Below are 16,582 nucleotides of genomic sequence, written 5' to 3'. Positions count from 1 at the left end.
AATTACAAGACAGGACTTTAATAGCAGGATCAGTCCCCGTTATAGTGGGAGGTATATAGTAGAAACCCCCATTTCTAAAATATGACAATCAATACAACAAAAAATAGGTCACATTATGAGTCAGGATAACAATTCTACGAACGATCAGATAGAGAGCTATACACCGCCCAAAATTTGGACACAAGATAAAGAAAACGGCGGCAAATTTGCAAGTATCAACAGTCCAACCGCTGGTGCACGACAAGATAAGGCACTGCCAGTAGGCGATGCGCCGTTACAGCTATATTCATTGAATACGCCTAATGGTGTTAAGATAAATATCTTATTAGAAGAGCTTGCTGAGCTTGATATCAAGGAAGCCGCATACAATGCTTATCTGATCGATATCTCGAAAGGCGATCAGTTTGGCTCGGGCTTCGTCGCTATTAACCCAAACTCGAAGATACCGGCTCTGGTCGACCATAGTCCTAGCGAGGCTGGCGAGCCGTTAGCTATCTTCGAGTCTGGCGCTATATTAATGTACTTAGCGGAGAAATTTGGCAAATTCATTCCGATGCAGCAAGGTAAGGCACGGGTAGAATGCTTGTCTTGGCTAATGTGGCAGATGGGCAGTGCGCCTTTCTTAGGTGGCGGTTTTGGGCATTTTTACGCCTATGCCCCAGAGCCAATGGAGTATCCTATCAATCGCTATGCTATGGAAGTTAAACGCCAGCTTGACGTTCTTGACCGCCACTTAAAAGACAATACATATATGGGCGGAGACGAGGAGTCTGATTATAATATCGCCGATATGATTATTTGGGCATGGTATGGTCAATTGGCACTTGGCAAATTATACGATGCTGCTGAGTTCTTACAGGTTGATGAGTATCAACATCTACAGCGCTGGGCGAAAAAAATTGCTGAACGTCCAGCCGTTAAACGCGCGGTGGACTTAGTCCTTGAGCCTATTGCTTAGACTAGTTGCCACGATAATTCATCTAAGTGGCTCATTTATCTATCCGTAAATGTTTGATATAAAAGGTAAAAAATAAAACACCTTTGTATATTGAAGAACAAAAAGGTTAATAAGCACCTATCTTATTAGCCTTTTTCTGTTTTAAATATTCATTATTCCAAATATAAATATAGATATAAGCATTTGAGCTATACTTTGTTAATTACATAATGGTACATTAGTACAACAGATAGAAACATGGATACGTTAAGATAGCAGCCTCCACCCAAAAAGGGTAGGCGCTTAAACCTCTTCTATTGATGAATGATGATTATGAAGGAGAATGATATGCTTAGGAATAGACCAACCCTCTTATTGAGTGCAAATGGTCCTAGTAGCCAGAGTAGTGTTGTCAAACCTAAATACTCAAATAACTCTCATATCAAAGCGCCGTCTAAAAAAACAAAAAAGATAACAAAAACCATGTCAAAAAGAATTTTATTACCCATCCTTACTGCTATCAGTACCACGTTATACAGCGCCGCAGCTAGTGCTGACACGCCTATAGATTTTACCAGTCAAGATTGGCAAGTGGTCTGTGACAATACACGTACTTGCCGACTGGCGGGTTATCAAGCAGACAATGATATCGAATTGCCAGTGTCTTTATTGTTGATACGCCGTGCAGGTGTGAATGCCACGGTTGATGCTCGGGTCAAGCTTGGCGGTGCAAGAGAAAATTCTGCCAAAGCCTTGATGCAATTGGGTAACCGTCACCGGATATCTTTATTTATTAATGATAGAGATTATGGCGAAGCCAAGCCTTTTTCAGGTGCTGCTGGTTATGCTGAGCTCACTTCACCGCAAGTCACAGCGCTGTTAGAGGCACTGACCAAATCAAGCAAGATAGAGCTGGTTATCCGTAATACGCGTTGGCGCTTGTCCGATAAAGGGGCGAGTGCGGTCATGCTAAAAGCGGATGAAGCACAAGGTCGAGTGGGCACAGCCAGTGCTTTTGTTCGTACAGAGGGCGCCAGCAAATCAAACAGTAGTGTTTTATCGCCTACGTCAATACCAGAGATACGGATGGTGATGCCCAATCCAAAAGCCACCTCTGGTAATAAGAAAAAATTCGTCATGCGCTCATCTCAGTTATCAGATCTGATGAAAGGCACCATAAAAGATATCAGTAGCAACTGCCCAAGCCTATATGACAAATCGTCATGGAACGTCAATCGCCTAAACAGCAAGCAGCTGTTGGTACAGCATAATTGCTGGACAGGTGCTTATAATGCAGGTAAGGGTGTCTGGGTAATCAATGATACCAAACCATACGAGCCAAAGCTGATCACAAACAACGCTACCGATTACGACAAGGGTCAGATCACTTCTGTCCAAAAAGGTCGGGGTCTTGGCGACTGTATCTCTAAAACCGAATGGTTATGGACGGGTAAGGATTTTGAGAAAAGTCATGAGAGTAGCACTGGTCTGTGCCGTATGATTGGAGCGGGCGGTGCTTGGCAGATGCCTCTATACGTCACTGATGTGAAACTATCACGTTAATATCAATGTCTACAATGCCTCATTGCTTGCTTTTCTTTTAAAGCGGTAATGATCATTTATTCGATATTCTTTAGCGTAAATGCGGCGCACACGATAAAAATATTTAATGCAAAAATACCTATATTATTAATCATGTATAGCTCATCAACTCTTGTGTTATAGCTGTTTTCTACAATAATCGTAAAAACAGCTACTGATTACGATTTTGTTGTGTTATACTGCGTCGCCACGTTAGCATAGTCTAATGTGAATTATGAGATTGATAACATCGCCTGCGATTTTGGGTCTAGGATGACCGAAAGTAATTGTTGCCGATGATTTTGTGTACTTAAATAATCCTATTATTTTTGACTCATATCTTATCTACGGACCCTTTGTAGGGGCTAGATTGGTTGTTATTTACCTTTATCTGCTTTGGAATAAGCATTGATATCGAGTTTTTAGCAGACAAAGATGAGACACTCGGCACTACCACCAAAATACGTCAGACAGCACGAACGCCTTTATATAATTTTGACAAGCCTTATGGGTTTGGCATGTAATTATCATTATTTTGATAATCAGATTATATGGGTAGCGTGGTGAACGGTTATCAGTGGTATGCATCAAGTTTGCTGAATTTACAGCAGCTTATACTTACCAAGGATACTCATGACTGACATCTTATCTGCAATCGCTGCTGAAAACGGCATTATCGAAAGCACTGACACCCCAAACACTGACACAAATACTCAAGCGGCTGCTACTGACGCTGTTGATGAAAACCAAGTTACTTTTACTGATCTTGGCATCGCTAAGCCTATTCTAACTGCACTTGATCGCAGTGGTTATACCAACCCAACGCCTATCCAAGCACAAGCGATTCCTTTTGCTCTAGCAGGTCGTGACCTTTTATTGTCAGCGCAAACAGGTAGTGGTAAAACAGCCGCATTCGTTATTCCTGTTCTTGACCGTTTGAGCCGTGCTACTAGCTTTGACAAACTAACCAAAGCCCTTATCCTAACGCCAACGCGTGAACTTGCTCAGCAAGTACATGACAGCGTACGCACTTATTCTAAAGATATGCGCGGCCTGTTCTGTGTACCATTAGTTGGCGGCGCACCATACAACGGTCAGATCACTGCTCTGAAGAAAGGCGTTCAAGTTATCGTTGCGACCCCAGGTCGTTTACTTGACCATATCAATGCTGGTCGCGTTGACTTATCAAGCCTAGAAATCTTGGTACTTGATGAAGCTGACCGTATGCTGGACATGGGTTTTGCTGATGACATCAGTGACATCTTGCGTGCTGCTCCTACTGATCGTCAAACTATCATGTGTTCTGCAACGTGGGATGGCCCAGTAGGTAAAATCGCTGCCAGCTTCACTAAGAATCCTGAGCGTGTCTCAATCAAAGTAGAATCTGCACACATCGAAGAAAAAGTGTACTACTGTGATGATTTTGATCATAAAAACCGTTTGCTTGATAAAATCGTTTGCCAGCAAGATATGGAACAGATCATTATCTTTGCTGCTACCAAACGTAGCACTGAAAAACTGGCCAAACAGCTACAAGAAGCGGGTCATAAAGCCAGCTTCCTACATGGTGATTTGCCACAAAGCAAGCGTAACCGTATCGTTCAAGACTTGCGTAATGGTAAAGTCAAAATCCTAGTAGCGACTGACGTTGCCGCTCGTGGTCTAGATATCCCAGCAATCTCGCACGTAATCAATTATGATCTTCCACGTCAAACGGAAGATTACGTTCATCGTATCGGTCGTTGTGGTCGTGCTGGTCGTACTGGTATCGCTATCAGCTTATGTAGCATGGATGACCGTCCACAGCTAAATGCTATCAATCGTTATTTAGATCGCAAAATGGAAGTATGTATCATCGAAGGCATGGAGCCTAAGAAGACTTATGTACCTAGCGAAAACAAAGGTAATGGTCGTGGTCGCGGCCGTGGTCGTTCAAACGGCGGCGGTAATGGTCAAGGTCGTGGTCGCGCGGGTGGTGGCTATCAAGGTAACCCTGCTAATGCTCGTGGTCGCTCAAGTGACAGCGCTCCAACCGGTCAACGCGCAAGCAATGACAGCGGTTATCAAGGTAAGCCACGTGACGCGTCAGGCAAACCAAATGAGCGTTCAGGTGGAAAGCCGTATCAAGGCAAGCGTACTGGTGCTCCTAGTCGCGGTGATAGCACTGGCGTTCCACGTGGCGAGCGTGCTGCAACGGGTCGTGGTCGTCCAAGTGGCAGCCAAGGTCGCCCAGCTGGTCGTTCAGACAGCCGTGGTCAAGGTCGTCCAACTGGCGGCAACCGTGGTAACAACTCGTAATAGCCTTGTTTTAAACGATTAATGATTTTTGATAATCATGCCTTAATCGTCTAAAGATATTGCAAAAAAAGCCAGATACTTGTTATCTGGCTTTTTTGTGTCCAATAGTTTGATATTAACCACCACGTAGAGATATGACCCAAGTATATGAAGGTATTTAAAAACTCTGGCTTATTCAAAGCTTTTAAAATTAAGCTTTGTACTCGATAGTTACTTGCGCGTTTTTTTTGCCTTGTCTATACTGACAAACTTTTACTCATCGTGTGCTGTGGAGCCAGTTGATGCCGGATATTTCTTATTTAGCTATTGAAAGCTTGCCATTAGCGTTTGGCATCATTATGGCGATTATTGGTTTGGTATTTTATACCCAAGCATTGCCTGGTAAGTTTTGGCAACGGTTTTATGCGGTGTTACCGGGTATCGTGCTGTGCTGTTTTATACCTGCGACGCTAAATAGTCTAGGCGTCTTCGCTGACGGTATTGGCTCGCAGATTTATGGTTTTACTGCTACCTATCTGTTGCCAGCCAGTTTGCTGTTAATGACCTTGTCGATGGATGTACCGAAGATATTGGGTCTAGGCTGGAAAGCGATTGCGATGTTCTTCGCTGCTAGTATCGCTATTGTCATTAGTGGTCCTATTAGCTTGGGTATCGCTAAATGGGTGTCGCCTGAGATGTTTACCGATGATACGCTATGGCGCGGCTTTTCAGCGGTGGCGGGTAGTTGGATAGGAGGAGCTGCTAACCAAGCAGCGATGAAAGAGTTGTTTGGCGTCAGTGATGATCTGTTTGGGATGATGATATTGGTCGATACCACCAATGCTTCACTGTGGTTATTGGCTATCTTAGTATTGGCAAAACACAGTGAAAAGATTGACAAGTTTTTACGGGCGGATAGCAGTAGCATTGATAAGGTCGTCAAAGCCGTTGAGAGCTATGAGCGTGACAATGCTCGTCCAGCGACTTTAAATGACTTGATGGTGATGTTTGGCTTATGCTTTGCTATGGTAGGTGTCGCACACTTTATTGGTGGGCAGATTGCAGGTTTTTTTGCGCCTTATAGCTGGGCGGTACAGTACAGCTTTGCCAGCTCGTTTTTTTGGATGGTAGTGATCATCACGTTAATCGGCGTGGTCTTCTCTTTCACTAAAATACGCAGACTTGATCATATTGGTGCTTCAAAAATTGGTACCGTCTTTATCTTCATATTGATTGCTGCTATTGGTATGCAAATCAATCTCGCCGGTATCGTCTCACAATGGCGACTGCTACTAATTGGTTTGCTTTGGATGAGCATTCACGTCGTGATTATTTTTGCGGTCGCTAGGATAATTCGTGCGCCGTTTTTCTTTTTGGCGGTCGGCTCCAATGCCAATACTGGCGGCGCGTCATCGGCACCGATTGTTGCCACGGCATTTCACCCATCACTAGCGCCAGTTGGGGTATTTTTGGGTATTTTAGGCTATGCCGTGGGTACCTTTGGCGGTTATATCAGTACGCAGATGATGCGGCTGGTTGTGGGGTAATAGCATTTTTATCAGTATTGACAGCTTTTATCCAAATAATCACCCAACCAACTCAAAAACTCATCGCTTGTTGTTGAGACATTTAGGCGAAGATGGGTTGAGGCGCTGACATCGGGGTAAAATAATTGCCCCGGTGCAACTAGCCAACCTTCTTTATAGGCATCTAGTGCCAGCTGGCTGGTATCTTGGCCCATATCGACCCAAACAAAGAGACCTGCTTGTGTATGCTCGGGGTAGATAAGCCCTATCTTTGGTAATGCGTTGCGCATTTTTTCATGAGCCCTATACAAATGCTGCTGCACTTTTTTAATCTGCCGACGATACTCACCATGCGTCCATAAATGATGACAAACCCGTTCGCCAAATTCTGGCGTGTTTGAATTGCTTAAGGTTTTCATACGTAATACATCATCGATATAATTATCAGGACAGACCAACATGCCGACGCGCCAGCCTGAAGCCATTGACTTTGAAAACCCAGTCGCATAAAAAACCCGTTCAAACTGATCAAGGCTGGCATAACGCAATACTTGACCACCCGGTACAAATGCGGCGTATAAATCGTCCTCAAAAATATAAGCATTGTACTCATGAATAAGATTGAGTACTTGGTGCGCGCGGGCAGGATGCAGATTATAGGATGTTGGGTTGTGCAGCACGCTATTAGTCAGGTATAGCTTAGGACGATGCGTCGCAAACAGTTTTTGCATGTGCTCGATATTAGGCCCTTGATGATCACGTTCTACAGAGACGACGTTTAAGCCCTGTTGTTGCAGGCAGCTCGATAGCCAATACCAGCCCGGCCCATCAACGACCACTGTATCCCCAGCTTGAGTAAGAAGCCGCGCCACCATGGTCACGGCTTGCGACACTCCTGCGGTAGTAATCACATGGTCAGCATTAGTTTGCATGCCTAGCGTATGTAGGTGTTGAACCAGCTGTTGACGTAGCGGTAGATAGCCGTGAACATTGCCATAATCATAGATAAAGCTATCGGCTTGCTGGGTGACCTGCCGTATGGCCCATTCCATCTTATCATTACGTATCCAGTCTCTCGGTAATGTTCCCACCCCTGGCGAGCGATGATGCGGAATATCATTAAAGACCTGCTGTACCAGCCAGCGCGTGTCTATTACTGGGTGCTTTGGGTGCTTAACGACCACTCTTTTATCATTATTTGGCTGAACTACTTTTGCTTGCGTATTGACATAGTAGCCCGAGCTGGGCTTAGCGATTAGCACACTGGTAGCTACCAATTGCTCATAAGCTTGTACCACCGTAAAGCTTGATATATTTAATAGTTTCGCTAACTTTCGCACCGAGGGCACACGCTGATTGGGCAGGTAAATCTGCCAGTCAATACGCTGCTGTAGCCATTCAGCGACGGCGGCAGTCTTGGTCAAATAGGGATTGAGCGTATAGGTTTCGACCATAATGAAGGATGCCTATTTTTATATGAGGTTTATGAATAAAAGAAGTGTCAAGCTGAGAATAACTATACACTTTGTTCACCATTAGTAAAACTGTATCGGGTCTGTTATGGGCATTTAAACTATAGTTGGTTCTTAAGATTCAAATATTAATAACAATTAATAATAGCTATTCTAGGATAAGCCTATGACCCTTCTACACGTCGCTCTAGCTGTATTGGTTGCCTTTATTTGGGGTGTAAACTTTACCTTTATTGCATGGGCGCTCGAAAGCTTTCCGCCACTGATGTTAACCGCGCTACGTTTTTTCTTTACTGCTGTGCCGTTGGTTTTGTTCCTTAAACCCCCCCCCAAATTCAACCGTACGCTATTTATCTATGCTATTGGTACGTTTGTTATGCAGTATGCCTTTGTATTCACCGCCATGCATTTGGGTGCATCGGCAGGGTTGACGGCGCTGTTGTTGCAAGTTCAAATTTTTATTACCGTCTTGCTGGCGTATATCATATTAGGTGAGGCTGTGAGTCGCATGCAGATTATCGGTATGCTGGTCGGTGTACTAGGTTTGGGTGTCATTGCGCTTAACCTTGGTGGTGATATGCCCTTGGTTGGCTTTATCTGCATATTGATTGCAGCCATAGGTTGGAGCTTTGGCAATATTGCTTCAAAACAAGCCTCAACACAGCAAAGCGCTAGTAATATTTCTACTGCTTCGCCTGTTAATAACAACAAAGCTTCAAATAAGACATCGGCACTGTCTGCGCTATCACTAGTGGTATGGGGCGGTCTGATCGCCTGTGTGATTTTGACGTTATCTTCTCTACTATTTGAAAATGAGGCATGGACGCTCGCAACATTTACGCAGGCGTCCTTCAAGTCTTGGTTATCGCTTGGATTTATCGTCTATGTCTCAACCCTGATCGGCTTTGGACTATGGGCGCATTTGCTTAGTAAAAATATCGCTTCTAAGGTTGTGCCATTTGCCTTACTGGTGCCCTTATTCGGTATGGCGACTTCAGTGCTGCTCATAGGAGAAGTGGTTACATGGTGGAAGATGCTAGCAATGGTGCTCATCTTATCTGGACTGATTTTGGCTAATGTGAAGATGGGCCTAGGCAGGAAGTCTGCGCACGCATAGTAGTAAATAAATTATAGCTTCCTATAGGGTTAGTAAGAATAGACAAAAAGAGCGGTGCATCACATATGAGGCATTGCTCTTTGTTTATTTTAAACGCTTTATATCCCACTATGATAAAGATGAAAACAGGCTGCTTATAACTACATCTGTACACTCACAGTCAAAAACTCTGCACGCACAGTCAATCTATTTTGCCAAAACCTCGCTATAGTGAAAAAGCTTGATCATTAGGATAGATGATAAGCCAGATAAAGCGCGCGCTGAAGGGTAAGGATAAATGGTCATATAGACCAGCATATTCTCTTATTTCTCTTATATAAATGCGCTTATTCTGACCCAAATTTCTCGACAAAGAGTCTTTCATGAGCAACGCTCACCCTTCTATAGATCCTATTACCTTGTCTGTCGTACGTGGCGCCCTAGAAACGGCGCAGCGTGAGATGACAACCACCTTAGAAAAAACCGCCCGCTCTAGTGTCTTCAACTTAGCCCATGACTACAGTAATGCGCTGTTTGATCATTTGCCTGAGATGATTTTGCAAGGGCAAGACATTCCCATTCATTGAAGGTTAAAATCCTAGAGCAACAGCTGCTTAACCTTATTGTATTGACATTGAGCGCCCCGAAAGAGGTGATGATGAGTACCAGATCCTCCATACAGTCGGTGCATCTAAAGCGCATCAAGCATTACGTCCATCTGCACCTAGAAAACCCCGCTTTAACCCCAGCGATGGTCGCTGCTGCTTGTCATATATCGGTCAGATACTTGCATAAGCTGTTTGTTGAGTTGCCCTATAGTTTTTCGGAATGGGTAAAATAATTGCGTTTAAAGCAGGCCAATCATATTTTAAAAACCAAAAGTTACGTAACCATCGATGAAGTGGCGCATAGAGTCGGTTATGGTGACCAAGGTTACTTTGCAAGCATTTATAAGCAGCATTTCGGTTATACGCCGCGAGATACTCCAAGTACAGGATAGTCATTGTTATGTACTCTGTCACGTAGTCGCTGTATGATTTATGAATTGAGCATAAGCGCGTATATTAAGTTAAGGAAAAACCAAGATGACTGATGCTACGAATGCTAAAACAGCAAAAGTAGAGATTTATGAAAGCGCCGATGGAAAGGCGCAGATAGAGATACGTTTAGAGCACGATACTCTATGGCTCTCGCAAGCCCAATTGGCGACGCTGTTTGAAAAAGACTCTGATACCATAGGATTGCATCTAAAGAATATTTATAAAGAAGGTGAGTTAGACCTAGAAGCAACTACCGAGCAATCCTCGGTAGTTCGTCAAGAGGGAAATCGACAGGTTCGACGTAACATTCGCTTTTACAATCTAGATGCTATTATTTCTGTGGGTTATCGGGTTAATTCCAAAAAAGGTACTCAGTTCCGTATATGGGCAACTCAGCGCCTACGTGAATACTTGGTCCAAGGCTATACGCTTAATCAAGAGCGCTTTGATAAAAACTCGAGCGAGCTACAACAAGCATTAAATTTAATCAGAAAAACCGCGCAAAGTCCCGAGCTGAAAACCGATGAAGGTCGCGGCTTGGTTGAGATTATCAGTCGTTATACACAGACATTCTTATGGTTACAGCGCTATGATGAAGGTTTGCTTGATAATCCTGCAGGGGAGGATGGCGGTATCTTACCCAGTCCGACTGAGGCGATGGCAGCGCTGACGGATTTGAAAGCGCAGCTGATAGATAGAGGTGAGGCGACTGAGCTATTTGCCAAGCCTCGCGGTGACGGGTTGGACAGTGTGCTGGGTAATTTAGAGCAGACGGTGTTTGGCGAGCCTGCATACCCGACCATCGAGAGTAAAGCGGCGCACTTACTGTACTTTATGGTCAAAAATCATCCTTTTACCGATGGCAATAAACGCAGCGGCGCTTTTTTGTTTGTAGATTTTTTGCATCGGAATAATCGACTGCTCAATGATAAAGGTGACATGGTTATTAATAACACCGGGCTTGCCGCATTAACCTTGTTGGTTGCCGAGTCTGACCCCAACCAAAAAGAAACTTTGATTAAATTGATTATGAATATGCTGTCATTAGAATCTTGATAAATAGGCTTATTGTCAGCATCACTTAACCTCTTAAAAACACATAACGCCAATAATAAAAAGCACAGTCTAACGACAAAATTAAAGGAAATTCAATATGTTTAGCATGATAAAAGACTGGCGCGAGCAGCGCATATTGGACAACAGCGAGTTTACCCATGCTGACTGGCTGCAAGCTGCCAAGCGTATTGTGATACTTGAGAGGCTAAACGAGGATGAGCTAACACGCTTGTTTGAGCTGGCGACGTTGTTTTTGGCGGATAAGTCGATTACTGGCGCGCAGGGTTTCGAGATTACCGATGCGGTCAAGCAATCTATCGCCTTGCAAGCTTGTCTGCCTATTTTAAACCTAAGCCTTGAATGGTACGCTGGCTGGTCGGCCATTATTATTTATCCGGGTTCTTACAAAAGCGAAACCAGCACCGTAGATGAGTTGGGTATCGTCCATGAGGGCAGTCAGCATCGTAGCGGCGAAGCATGGCTGCGTGGTCCCATTATACTGTCATGGAAGGATGCCAAACACTCAGGCGAGCGTGATGGGCATAATGTCGTCATTCATGAGTTTGTGCATAAGCTTGATATGCTAAATGGTCGCGCTAATGGCTTTCCGCCGCTGCAACCGGATATGGATCCTGCGCGCTGGACTGAAATTATGAGCCGCGACTTTGAGGATTTTCAAAGCCATCATAAATCAGGTCTCGATCGCTATGGTGCCACCAATCCTGCGGAATTTTTTGCGGTACTGAGTGAAGTGTTTTTTGAGACGCCGCAAAAGCTGATTGATGCTTATCCTGATATTTACGAGATAATGGTGAAGTTTTTTCGGCAAACGCCACTTGAGCCAAGACCGTAAGATTTATGTATATCAAAAAGTAAATATATAATAGTTGAAGCAAACAAAAAGGGCGGTGCATCATAAACGATGCATTGCCCTAATATCATGAAATACTTCTAATGAATCAAACGCTTAATCTTTTTATTACACTGTCCATCTATCGTTGACGATACCAATCAAGTAGCGTTTCCCTTGATAGTCATCAAATACTAAGCGAATACCACGCCAGTCCATACCATCATATTCAGCTGTCCCTTTATAATGAAAATCTACCACATCTGATTTTGGATAAGCCTCATTGACGTTATTAATCATATTGCCTCGAGATTCAAACTCGTTGATAGTTATACGCGCATTATTATATTTTTTAGCATCGATCCAAGTTCTTAGATATTCTGGTAGTGGTACTACCAATGCCTCGCCAGTACCGTCTTTTTCGCCCCAAGTAAAACGAATTTTTGATTGTTGTAGATACTGAGCATACTGCTCGCGGCTAAAGACTTTATCCGTATCAGTCCTTACGTAAGCATACATCGAAAAACGTACGCCACGAGTTGGGTGAATATCATCTGTGATTCTAGAAAAATCATTATTGGCAAGAGCGCGCTGGATACGCAGTGCTTGCTGTTTGAGCGTTTGCTGGCTCATATCTGAGACTATAGGTACAGATGGGTTGCCAGTTGATTGATTTGGAGTGCTGGCGTTGGATTCAGCAGAAGATTGGCACCCTGTGATTGCTAGCACTAAACCAAAACCCGCCGCGGTTGATAGCTTATAAAGATAAGACTGAAAAATATTAGAACGAGTAGATGGCATCATAACAATATCCTTATCGTAGCTTATTTAAGTCATTCTAAAACACATACTAGATCCAATGTATATTTACCAGTCAATAGTACTAATAACGCATCAAAGTTTATAATGGTGCTGTGTAAACAGTTTTTTTAATAAACTCGATAGACACAATTAAGCAGTAAAGTGGTAGCTTGTATGTGATTTAATGAATATAACACTTAAAACGTCATATTTCATGGAGGGTGCCATGCAAAAAATGATATTTTCTATAATGATGCTCGCAATAGGGTTTTCTGCTATCACGGCTACTGCCAATCTAACGCAGCCGTTACAGACAGCTTTTGCCATGAAAATCGATACTGTCGCTAAGATGTACCAGCAGGATGTGAATAATGAAGGAATGGATAACCCAGTGGTATTACAACAATATGCCAATCCGGATCTAAAGGCTGCCATGCAGCGTGAGCAAGATTACTTTGCTAAAGCAAAAACATCCTGTCATGTGGGTTATGATGTATTGTGGAATTCTCAAGATCCTGATTATACACAAGATAAGCAATTTTCAGTGACAACCAGAGGCTTGGTCCAAGTCAGCTTAGCGCATGGCCATGATGTTTATTATGAATTGTCCTGTGATAATTCTGCGTGCCAAGTGGCGGATGTAATCTTAGATGAGGATGGAACATCTTTACGAGCGCATTTGCTTAAAAACTGTCCTTAATTAGAAATCAATATATCGACATCAAATAGCTGCTGATAGAAATCAATGGGATGATTAGCAAATAGCATTATACAAAATATGATGCTCCCAAATTATAAAGCCGTTGGTTTGTTTTCGCATAATGTATATTATGTTAAACTAGGTCTATCAGTTAATAAGTTCATCAATATGTCAAACAGCCTTATTTATCAAGGGATCTAAATAAAAGAACAGTTCTCCAGTAATCGCGCAATGTTTATAAGTTAAATTATTCATAATTATTTAGCTTATACGGTTAATGGTATGTTTGAACTATTTAGGATTGCCGTAGGCAACGACAATAATGTATTAATCTTATTCGATGAACAGACAAAAATGCCTCTGTTCTACCCTTTGATGTATTCAATAGACAGGCTTAATCTGAGATCAGTATCTACCCAAGAATCTACTTTGCGAGCAATCAAATTCTTTTATAATTTTTGGCATCAAAAGTTTGATAGTACATTCTGCTATAGCTTCAATCAGTCAAATCACGACCCCTCAATTGCAATCAATGAGCTTGACGACTTTTTCCATTATCTTAATGGCGGCCACATTTACTCACCAAATCTAATTTCGCTAGAACATAGCTCTGTTTCAAATATTTTTACCAACGCAGAGCGTGTCCGTGCATTTGCACGCTTTATTAAGTATATATCTATTAAATACGTTAATTCCTATCATTACAAAGAAAGCCCTAAAGAAATATTAAGGCATCAAAATAGACTTCTAGTTTCCTTAAAGTCTAATACTGATAATTATAAGAAGATTTCAAAAAGTAGAATTACGACTGAGGTCAATAGCCATCAAGGGTTCGATAGCCTTACAGATGAGATGGTAAATATGTTGTATAAAATAATAATGCCTAGTTCATCTAAAAAAATTAATCCATTAAACCCCTTCAGAATTCTTGAAAATCAAATACGTAACTTTGTTATTGTACGTATTTTATTAAATTACGGCTTACGTGTATCTGAACTAATGCTCCTCGAGAACTCCTCTATCAAGACCAGTAAAGACGGTAGCAGCTTTTACTTAATTATCACTACGATGTCTGATAATTCAAAAGATAATAGATACCGTAAACCTTCAATTAAAACTAAGGACTCCATCAGGTCTATAGCTATAGATAAGACAGATTATCAATGTTTACTACAATATATTAGTAAAGTAAGACCTAACTCTAAAGAAAATAATCAGCTTATTTTCACGACACTTAGACAGCCTTATAAGCCTTTATCATATGATGCTATTTATCTAATATTCAAAAAAATTGATGAGGCCCTTACTACTCACTTTCCACAATTCACAGACTCTCAATATTTAGGTTGTATGAAAAAGATTACCCCTCATACGGCTCGACACACATGGGCTTACTCAATGCTAAAAAATACTTACAACAAAAAATATAATGAGATTATAAGGCTTTCAGGGCGATCCAATATTGATTTTACTAACAATGGAATTATGGAAGATGCTAAGGATGAGCTTCGAATGCTTGCCGGTTGGCATGCTAATAGCATAATGCCAGATTTATATGCAAAACGATTTATTTCCGAAAATGCTAATAAGGAAAACTTAAGAAGAATCCATACATTAAACAACACAATTGAATCAGATTTTTATTTTGAGGATACGTCAAATGACTATTAATAGGACTGTTTACACTAATATTAAATTTGACCCTAGAAATACATTTACACCTCAGCAAATTACAGTTATTAAAAAATTAAATATACCCACTGCCCTATTATTTAAAACGGCATCTGAGTTTGATGATAAATATATAAATACAAAAAAAGATAAATGGACGTTTACTTTTTCTGGTCAAAAAGCCTCGGTTCAGTTCATAGGTGGTAAACATGAGGTTTTGCTAAAAAAATATATACTAGCTTGTTTCGTAAGTAAGAACTCACCAATAGGCCTGAGTCATCTTAATAATATTTTAACCTTATTTTTCTCGTTTAACATAAAGTCAAGCTCCATATCCTATTCAAAATCTATGGATTTTATGAAGAGAACTACTAACAGTAGAGAGTTTTACTTTTTCTTATTCTTTATTAAAACTCTTTGTAGAATTGATTTTCCGGAGTTCGATATTGATAATCTAGAAGATCTAGAGTTTATACCGAGACCAATTAATAACTCATGGAGTAATTATCAAAATATTGATGCAGTTCTAAAAGATCATGATAAAAACCTTATAATTAAAGGCATACATGAATTATCTTTTCGTATTACAAGTAATAGCTCAGATAAAGTGCCAATTGGTGAATTACAAGACAGTGCTGTATTAGGCCTATGTTATGTTTGTGGTATCCGACCTGTACAGTTAGCTAGACTAGCCGTCGGAGACATTAATTTAGACTCCAAATCAAAAAGAAGCAACCTAATGCGTTACAGCATAGCGATACCTTATGCAAAACAGCAAAAACTCATACTTGATAAGATCCTAATTGCCATTCCACCTGAGTTAGCCAGAATTATGTTGGAATATGAACTTAGGACTCAGAGAAATAAAGGAGACCAGTTGTTCAATATTGGTAGCAATGCCATTATATTTGTTAATGAAGCTATTAACAGACAAATGGTGAGGTTCGCACCTCTGGAAACTCGTAAAGCTATTGAAAGTAATAATATGGTACAGCCTCATTACACCTCTTCTGATTTCCGTCACAATGTAGGACACTCTTTGGCAATGACAGGAGCAAGTGCAGAAGAAGTTGCTCATATAATGGGACACAACTCTTTAGTGGCCGCTAAGCATTATATTTTGGCAACACCAGAACTAGCTTTAGTTCGAGAAAAATCTTTAGGGAATAACCCTGTATGGCAAAATATGATCTCAATGCTATTAACTGGTGCCATTGTCTCAAAATCTGAATGGCAAGGTAATCAGGTTAGTGGGATTGTGCACAATACCCTTTACTCAGAACTAGGCGGTTGTAATCGTTCATATGATGAATGCCCCTTCTCTGAAGTTCGATCATGTTACGGGTGTTTATATTTTAACCCCTTCAAAGAAGGTAATCATAATTCAGTATTGCAAAGTGTAGAAAGAGAGCATCTTGACTTAATAGAGTTATCTGACTCAGTCGGTAACTCTAAAAATCCGTTAATTCAAGTATATGAAGCAACTAGCCAAGAAATTAAATCAGTTATCGCACGATGTAAAAGCATTGCAATAAATCCAAATGCTATTACGTTAACTAATGTGGAGTGATATAA

15 protein-coding genes are annotated in these 16,582 nt (G+C 41.5%); 13 read left to right on the top strand and 2 right to left on the bottom strand.

Annotation, left to right across the window (positions count from 1 at the left end):
* Positions 1–115: 115 nt before the first annotated feature.
* From yghU to PSYCG_RS06925, 4 genes are all read left to right on the top strand, one after another.
* A complete protein-coding gene (yghU, locus tag PSYCG_RS06940) occupies positions 116–958 on the top strand; it encodes a glutathione-dependent disulfide-bond oxidoreductase (protein WP_011513712.1) in 843 nt (280 codons plus the stop codon).
* A gap of 462 nt (positions 959–1,420) precedes the next feature.
* Positions 1,421–2,500 carry a DUF1176 domain-containing protein gene (locus PSYCG_RS06935; RefSeq protein WP_227500730.1) on the top strand — a complete coding sequence of 360 codons (1,080 nt, stop codon included), beginning with the start codon at positions 1,421–1,423 and terminating at the stop codon, positions 2,498–2,500.
* Positions 2,501–3,151: 651 nt separating this feature from the next.
* On the top strand, positions 3,152–4,816 hold the full coding sequence (locus PSYCG_RS06930) for a DEAD/DEAH box helicase (RefSeq protein WP_020443552.1): 1,665 nt from the start codon (positions 3,152–3,154) through the stop codon (positions 4,814–4,816).
* A 281-nt stretch (positions 4,817–5,097) separates the two neighbouring features.
* Positions 5,098–6,342 (top strand): DUF819 domain-containing protein, encoded by a 1,245-nt coding sequence (locus tag PSYCG_RS06925; RefSeq protein WP_020443551.1) that lies wholly within the window; start codon positions 5,098–5,100, stop codon positions 6,340–6,342.
* Between the two features lie 11 nt (positions 6,343–6,353).
* Here the strand turns inward: PSYCG_RS06925 and PSYCG_RS06920 are convergent, their stop codons facing one another.
* Positions 6,354–7,775, bottom strand: a complete 1,422-nt coding sequence (locus tag PSYCG_RS06920) for a PLP-dependent aminotransferase family protein (RefSeq protein ID WP_020443550.1) — start codon at positions 7,773–7,775, stop codon at positions 6,354–6,356.
* 184 nt (positions 7,776–7,959) lie between these two features.
* Here PSYCG_RS06920 and PSYCG_RS06915 point away from each other — a divergent pair, with 184 nt between their 5' ends.
* From PSYCG_RS06915 to PSYCG_RS06900, 6 genes are all read left to right on the top strand, one after another.
* Positions 7,960–8,910 carry an EamA family transporter gene (locus PSYCG_RS06915; protein ID WP_020443549.1) on the top strand — a complete coding sequence of 317 codons (951 nt, stop codon included), beginning with the start codon at positions 7,960–7,962 and terminating at the stop codon, positions 8,908–8,910.
* 362 nt (positions 8,911–9,272) lie between these two features.
* Entirely contained in the window at positions 9,273–9,476 is a 204-nt protein-coding gene (locus PSYCG_RS06910) for a hydantoinase B/oxoprolinase family protein (protein WP_011513706.1), read from the top strand.
* Positions 9,477–9,547: 71 nt separating this feature from the next.
* Positions 9,548–9,730, top strand: a complete 183-nt coding sequence (locus PSYCG_RS13330; RefSeq protein WP_144061763.1) for an AraC family transcriptional regulator — start codon at positions 9,548–9,550, stop codon at positions 9,728–9,730.
* Complete coding sequence (locus PSYCG_RS13225) at positions 9,731–9,889, top strand: helix-turn-helix domain-containing protein (RefSeq protein ID WP_020443547.1); 159 nt, start codon at positions 9,731–9,733, stop codon at positions 9,887–9,889.
* Between the two features lie 85 nt (positions 9,890–9,974).
* Positions 9,975–10,985, top strand: coding sequence for a RhuM family protein (rhuM, locus tag PSYCG_RS06905; RefSeq protein WP_020443546.1), 1,011 nt, complete (start codon positions 9,975–9,977; stop codon positions 10,983–10,985).
* A gap of 97 nt (positions 10,986–11,082) precedes the next feature.
* Positions 11,083–11,838: a zinc-dependent peptidase gene (locus PSYCG_RS06900; protein ID WP_020443545.1), complete on the top strand. Its 756-nt coding sequence runs from the start codon at positions 11,083–11,085 to the stop codon at positions 11,836–11,838.
* Between the two features lie 126 nt (positions 11,839–11,964).
* Here PSYCG_RS06900 and PSYCG_RS06895 read toward each other — a convergent pair whose 3' ends face one another.
* Positions 11,965–12,639, bottom strand: coding sequence for a hypothetical protein (locus PSYCG_RS06895; RefSeq protein ID WP_020443544.1), 675 nt, complete (start codon positions 12,637–12,639; stop codon positions 11,965–11,967).
* 223 nt (positions 12,640–12,862) lie between these two features.
* On the opposite strand from PSYCG_RS06895, the gene PSYCG_RS06890 reads away from it, so the two are divergent.
* From PSYCG_RS06890 to PSYCG_RS06880, 3 genes are all read left to right on the top strand, one after another.
* The gene (locus tag PSYCG_RS06890) at positions 12,863–13,336 is read left to right on the top strand and encodes a hypothetical protein (RefSeq protein WP_020443543.1); all 474 of its coding nucleotides are present in this window, start codon (positions 12,863–12,865) and stop codon (positions 13,334–13,336) included.
* Between the two features lie 282 nt (positions 13,337–13,618).
* A complete protein-coding gene (locus PSYCG_RS06885) occupies positions 13,619–15,007 on the top strand; it encodes a site-specific integrase (RefSeq protein WP_011513700.1) in 1,389 nt (462 codons plus the stop codon).
* Entirely contained in the window at positions 14,997–16,577 is a 1,581-nt protein-coding gene (locus tag PSYCG_RS06880) for a site-specific integrase (RefSeq protein WP_011513699.1), read from the top strand. Before PSYCG_RS06885 ends, PSYCG_RS06880 begins: the two co-directional genes overlap by 11 nt.
* The last annotated feature ends 5 nt before the right edge of the window (positions 16,578–16,582 follow it).

The sequence above is a fragment of the Psychrobacter sp. G genome, assembly GCF_000418305.1.
Taxonomy (GTDB): Bacteria; Pseudomonadota; Gammaproteobacteria; order Pseudomonadales; family Moraxellaceae; genus Psychrobacter; species Psychrobacter cryohalolentis.
This window is presented reverse-complemented; position numbering and strand designations above follow the sequence as displayed.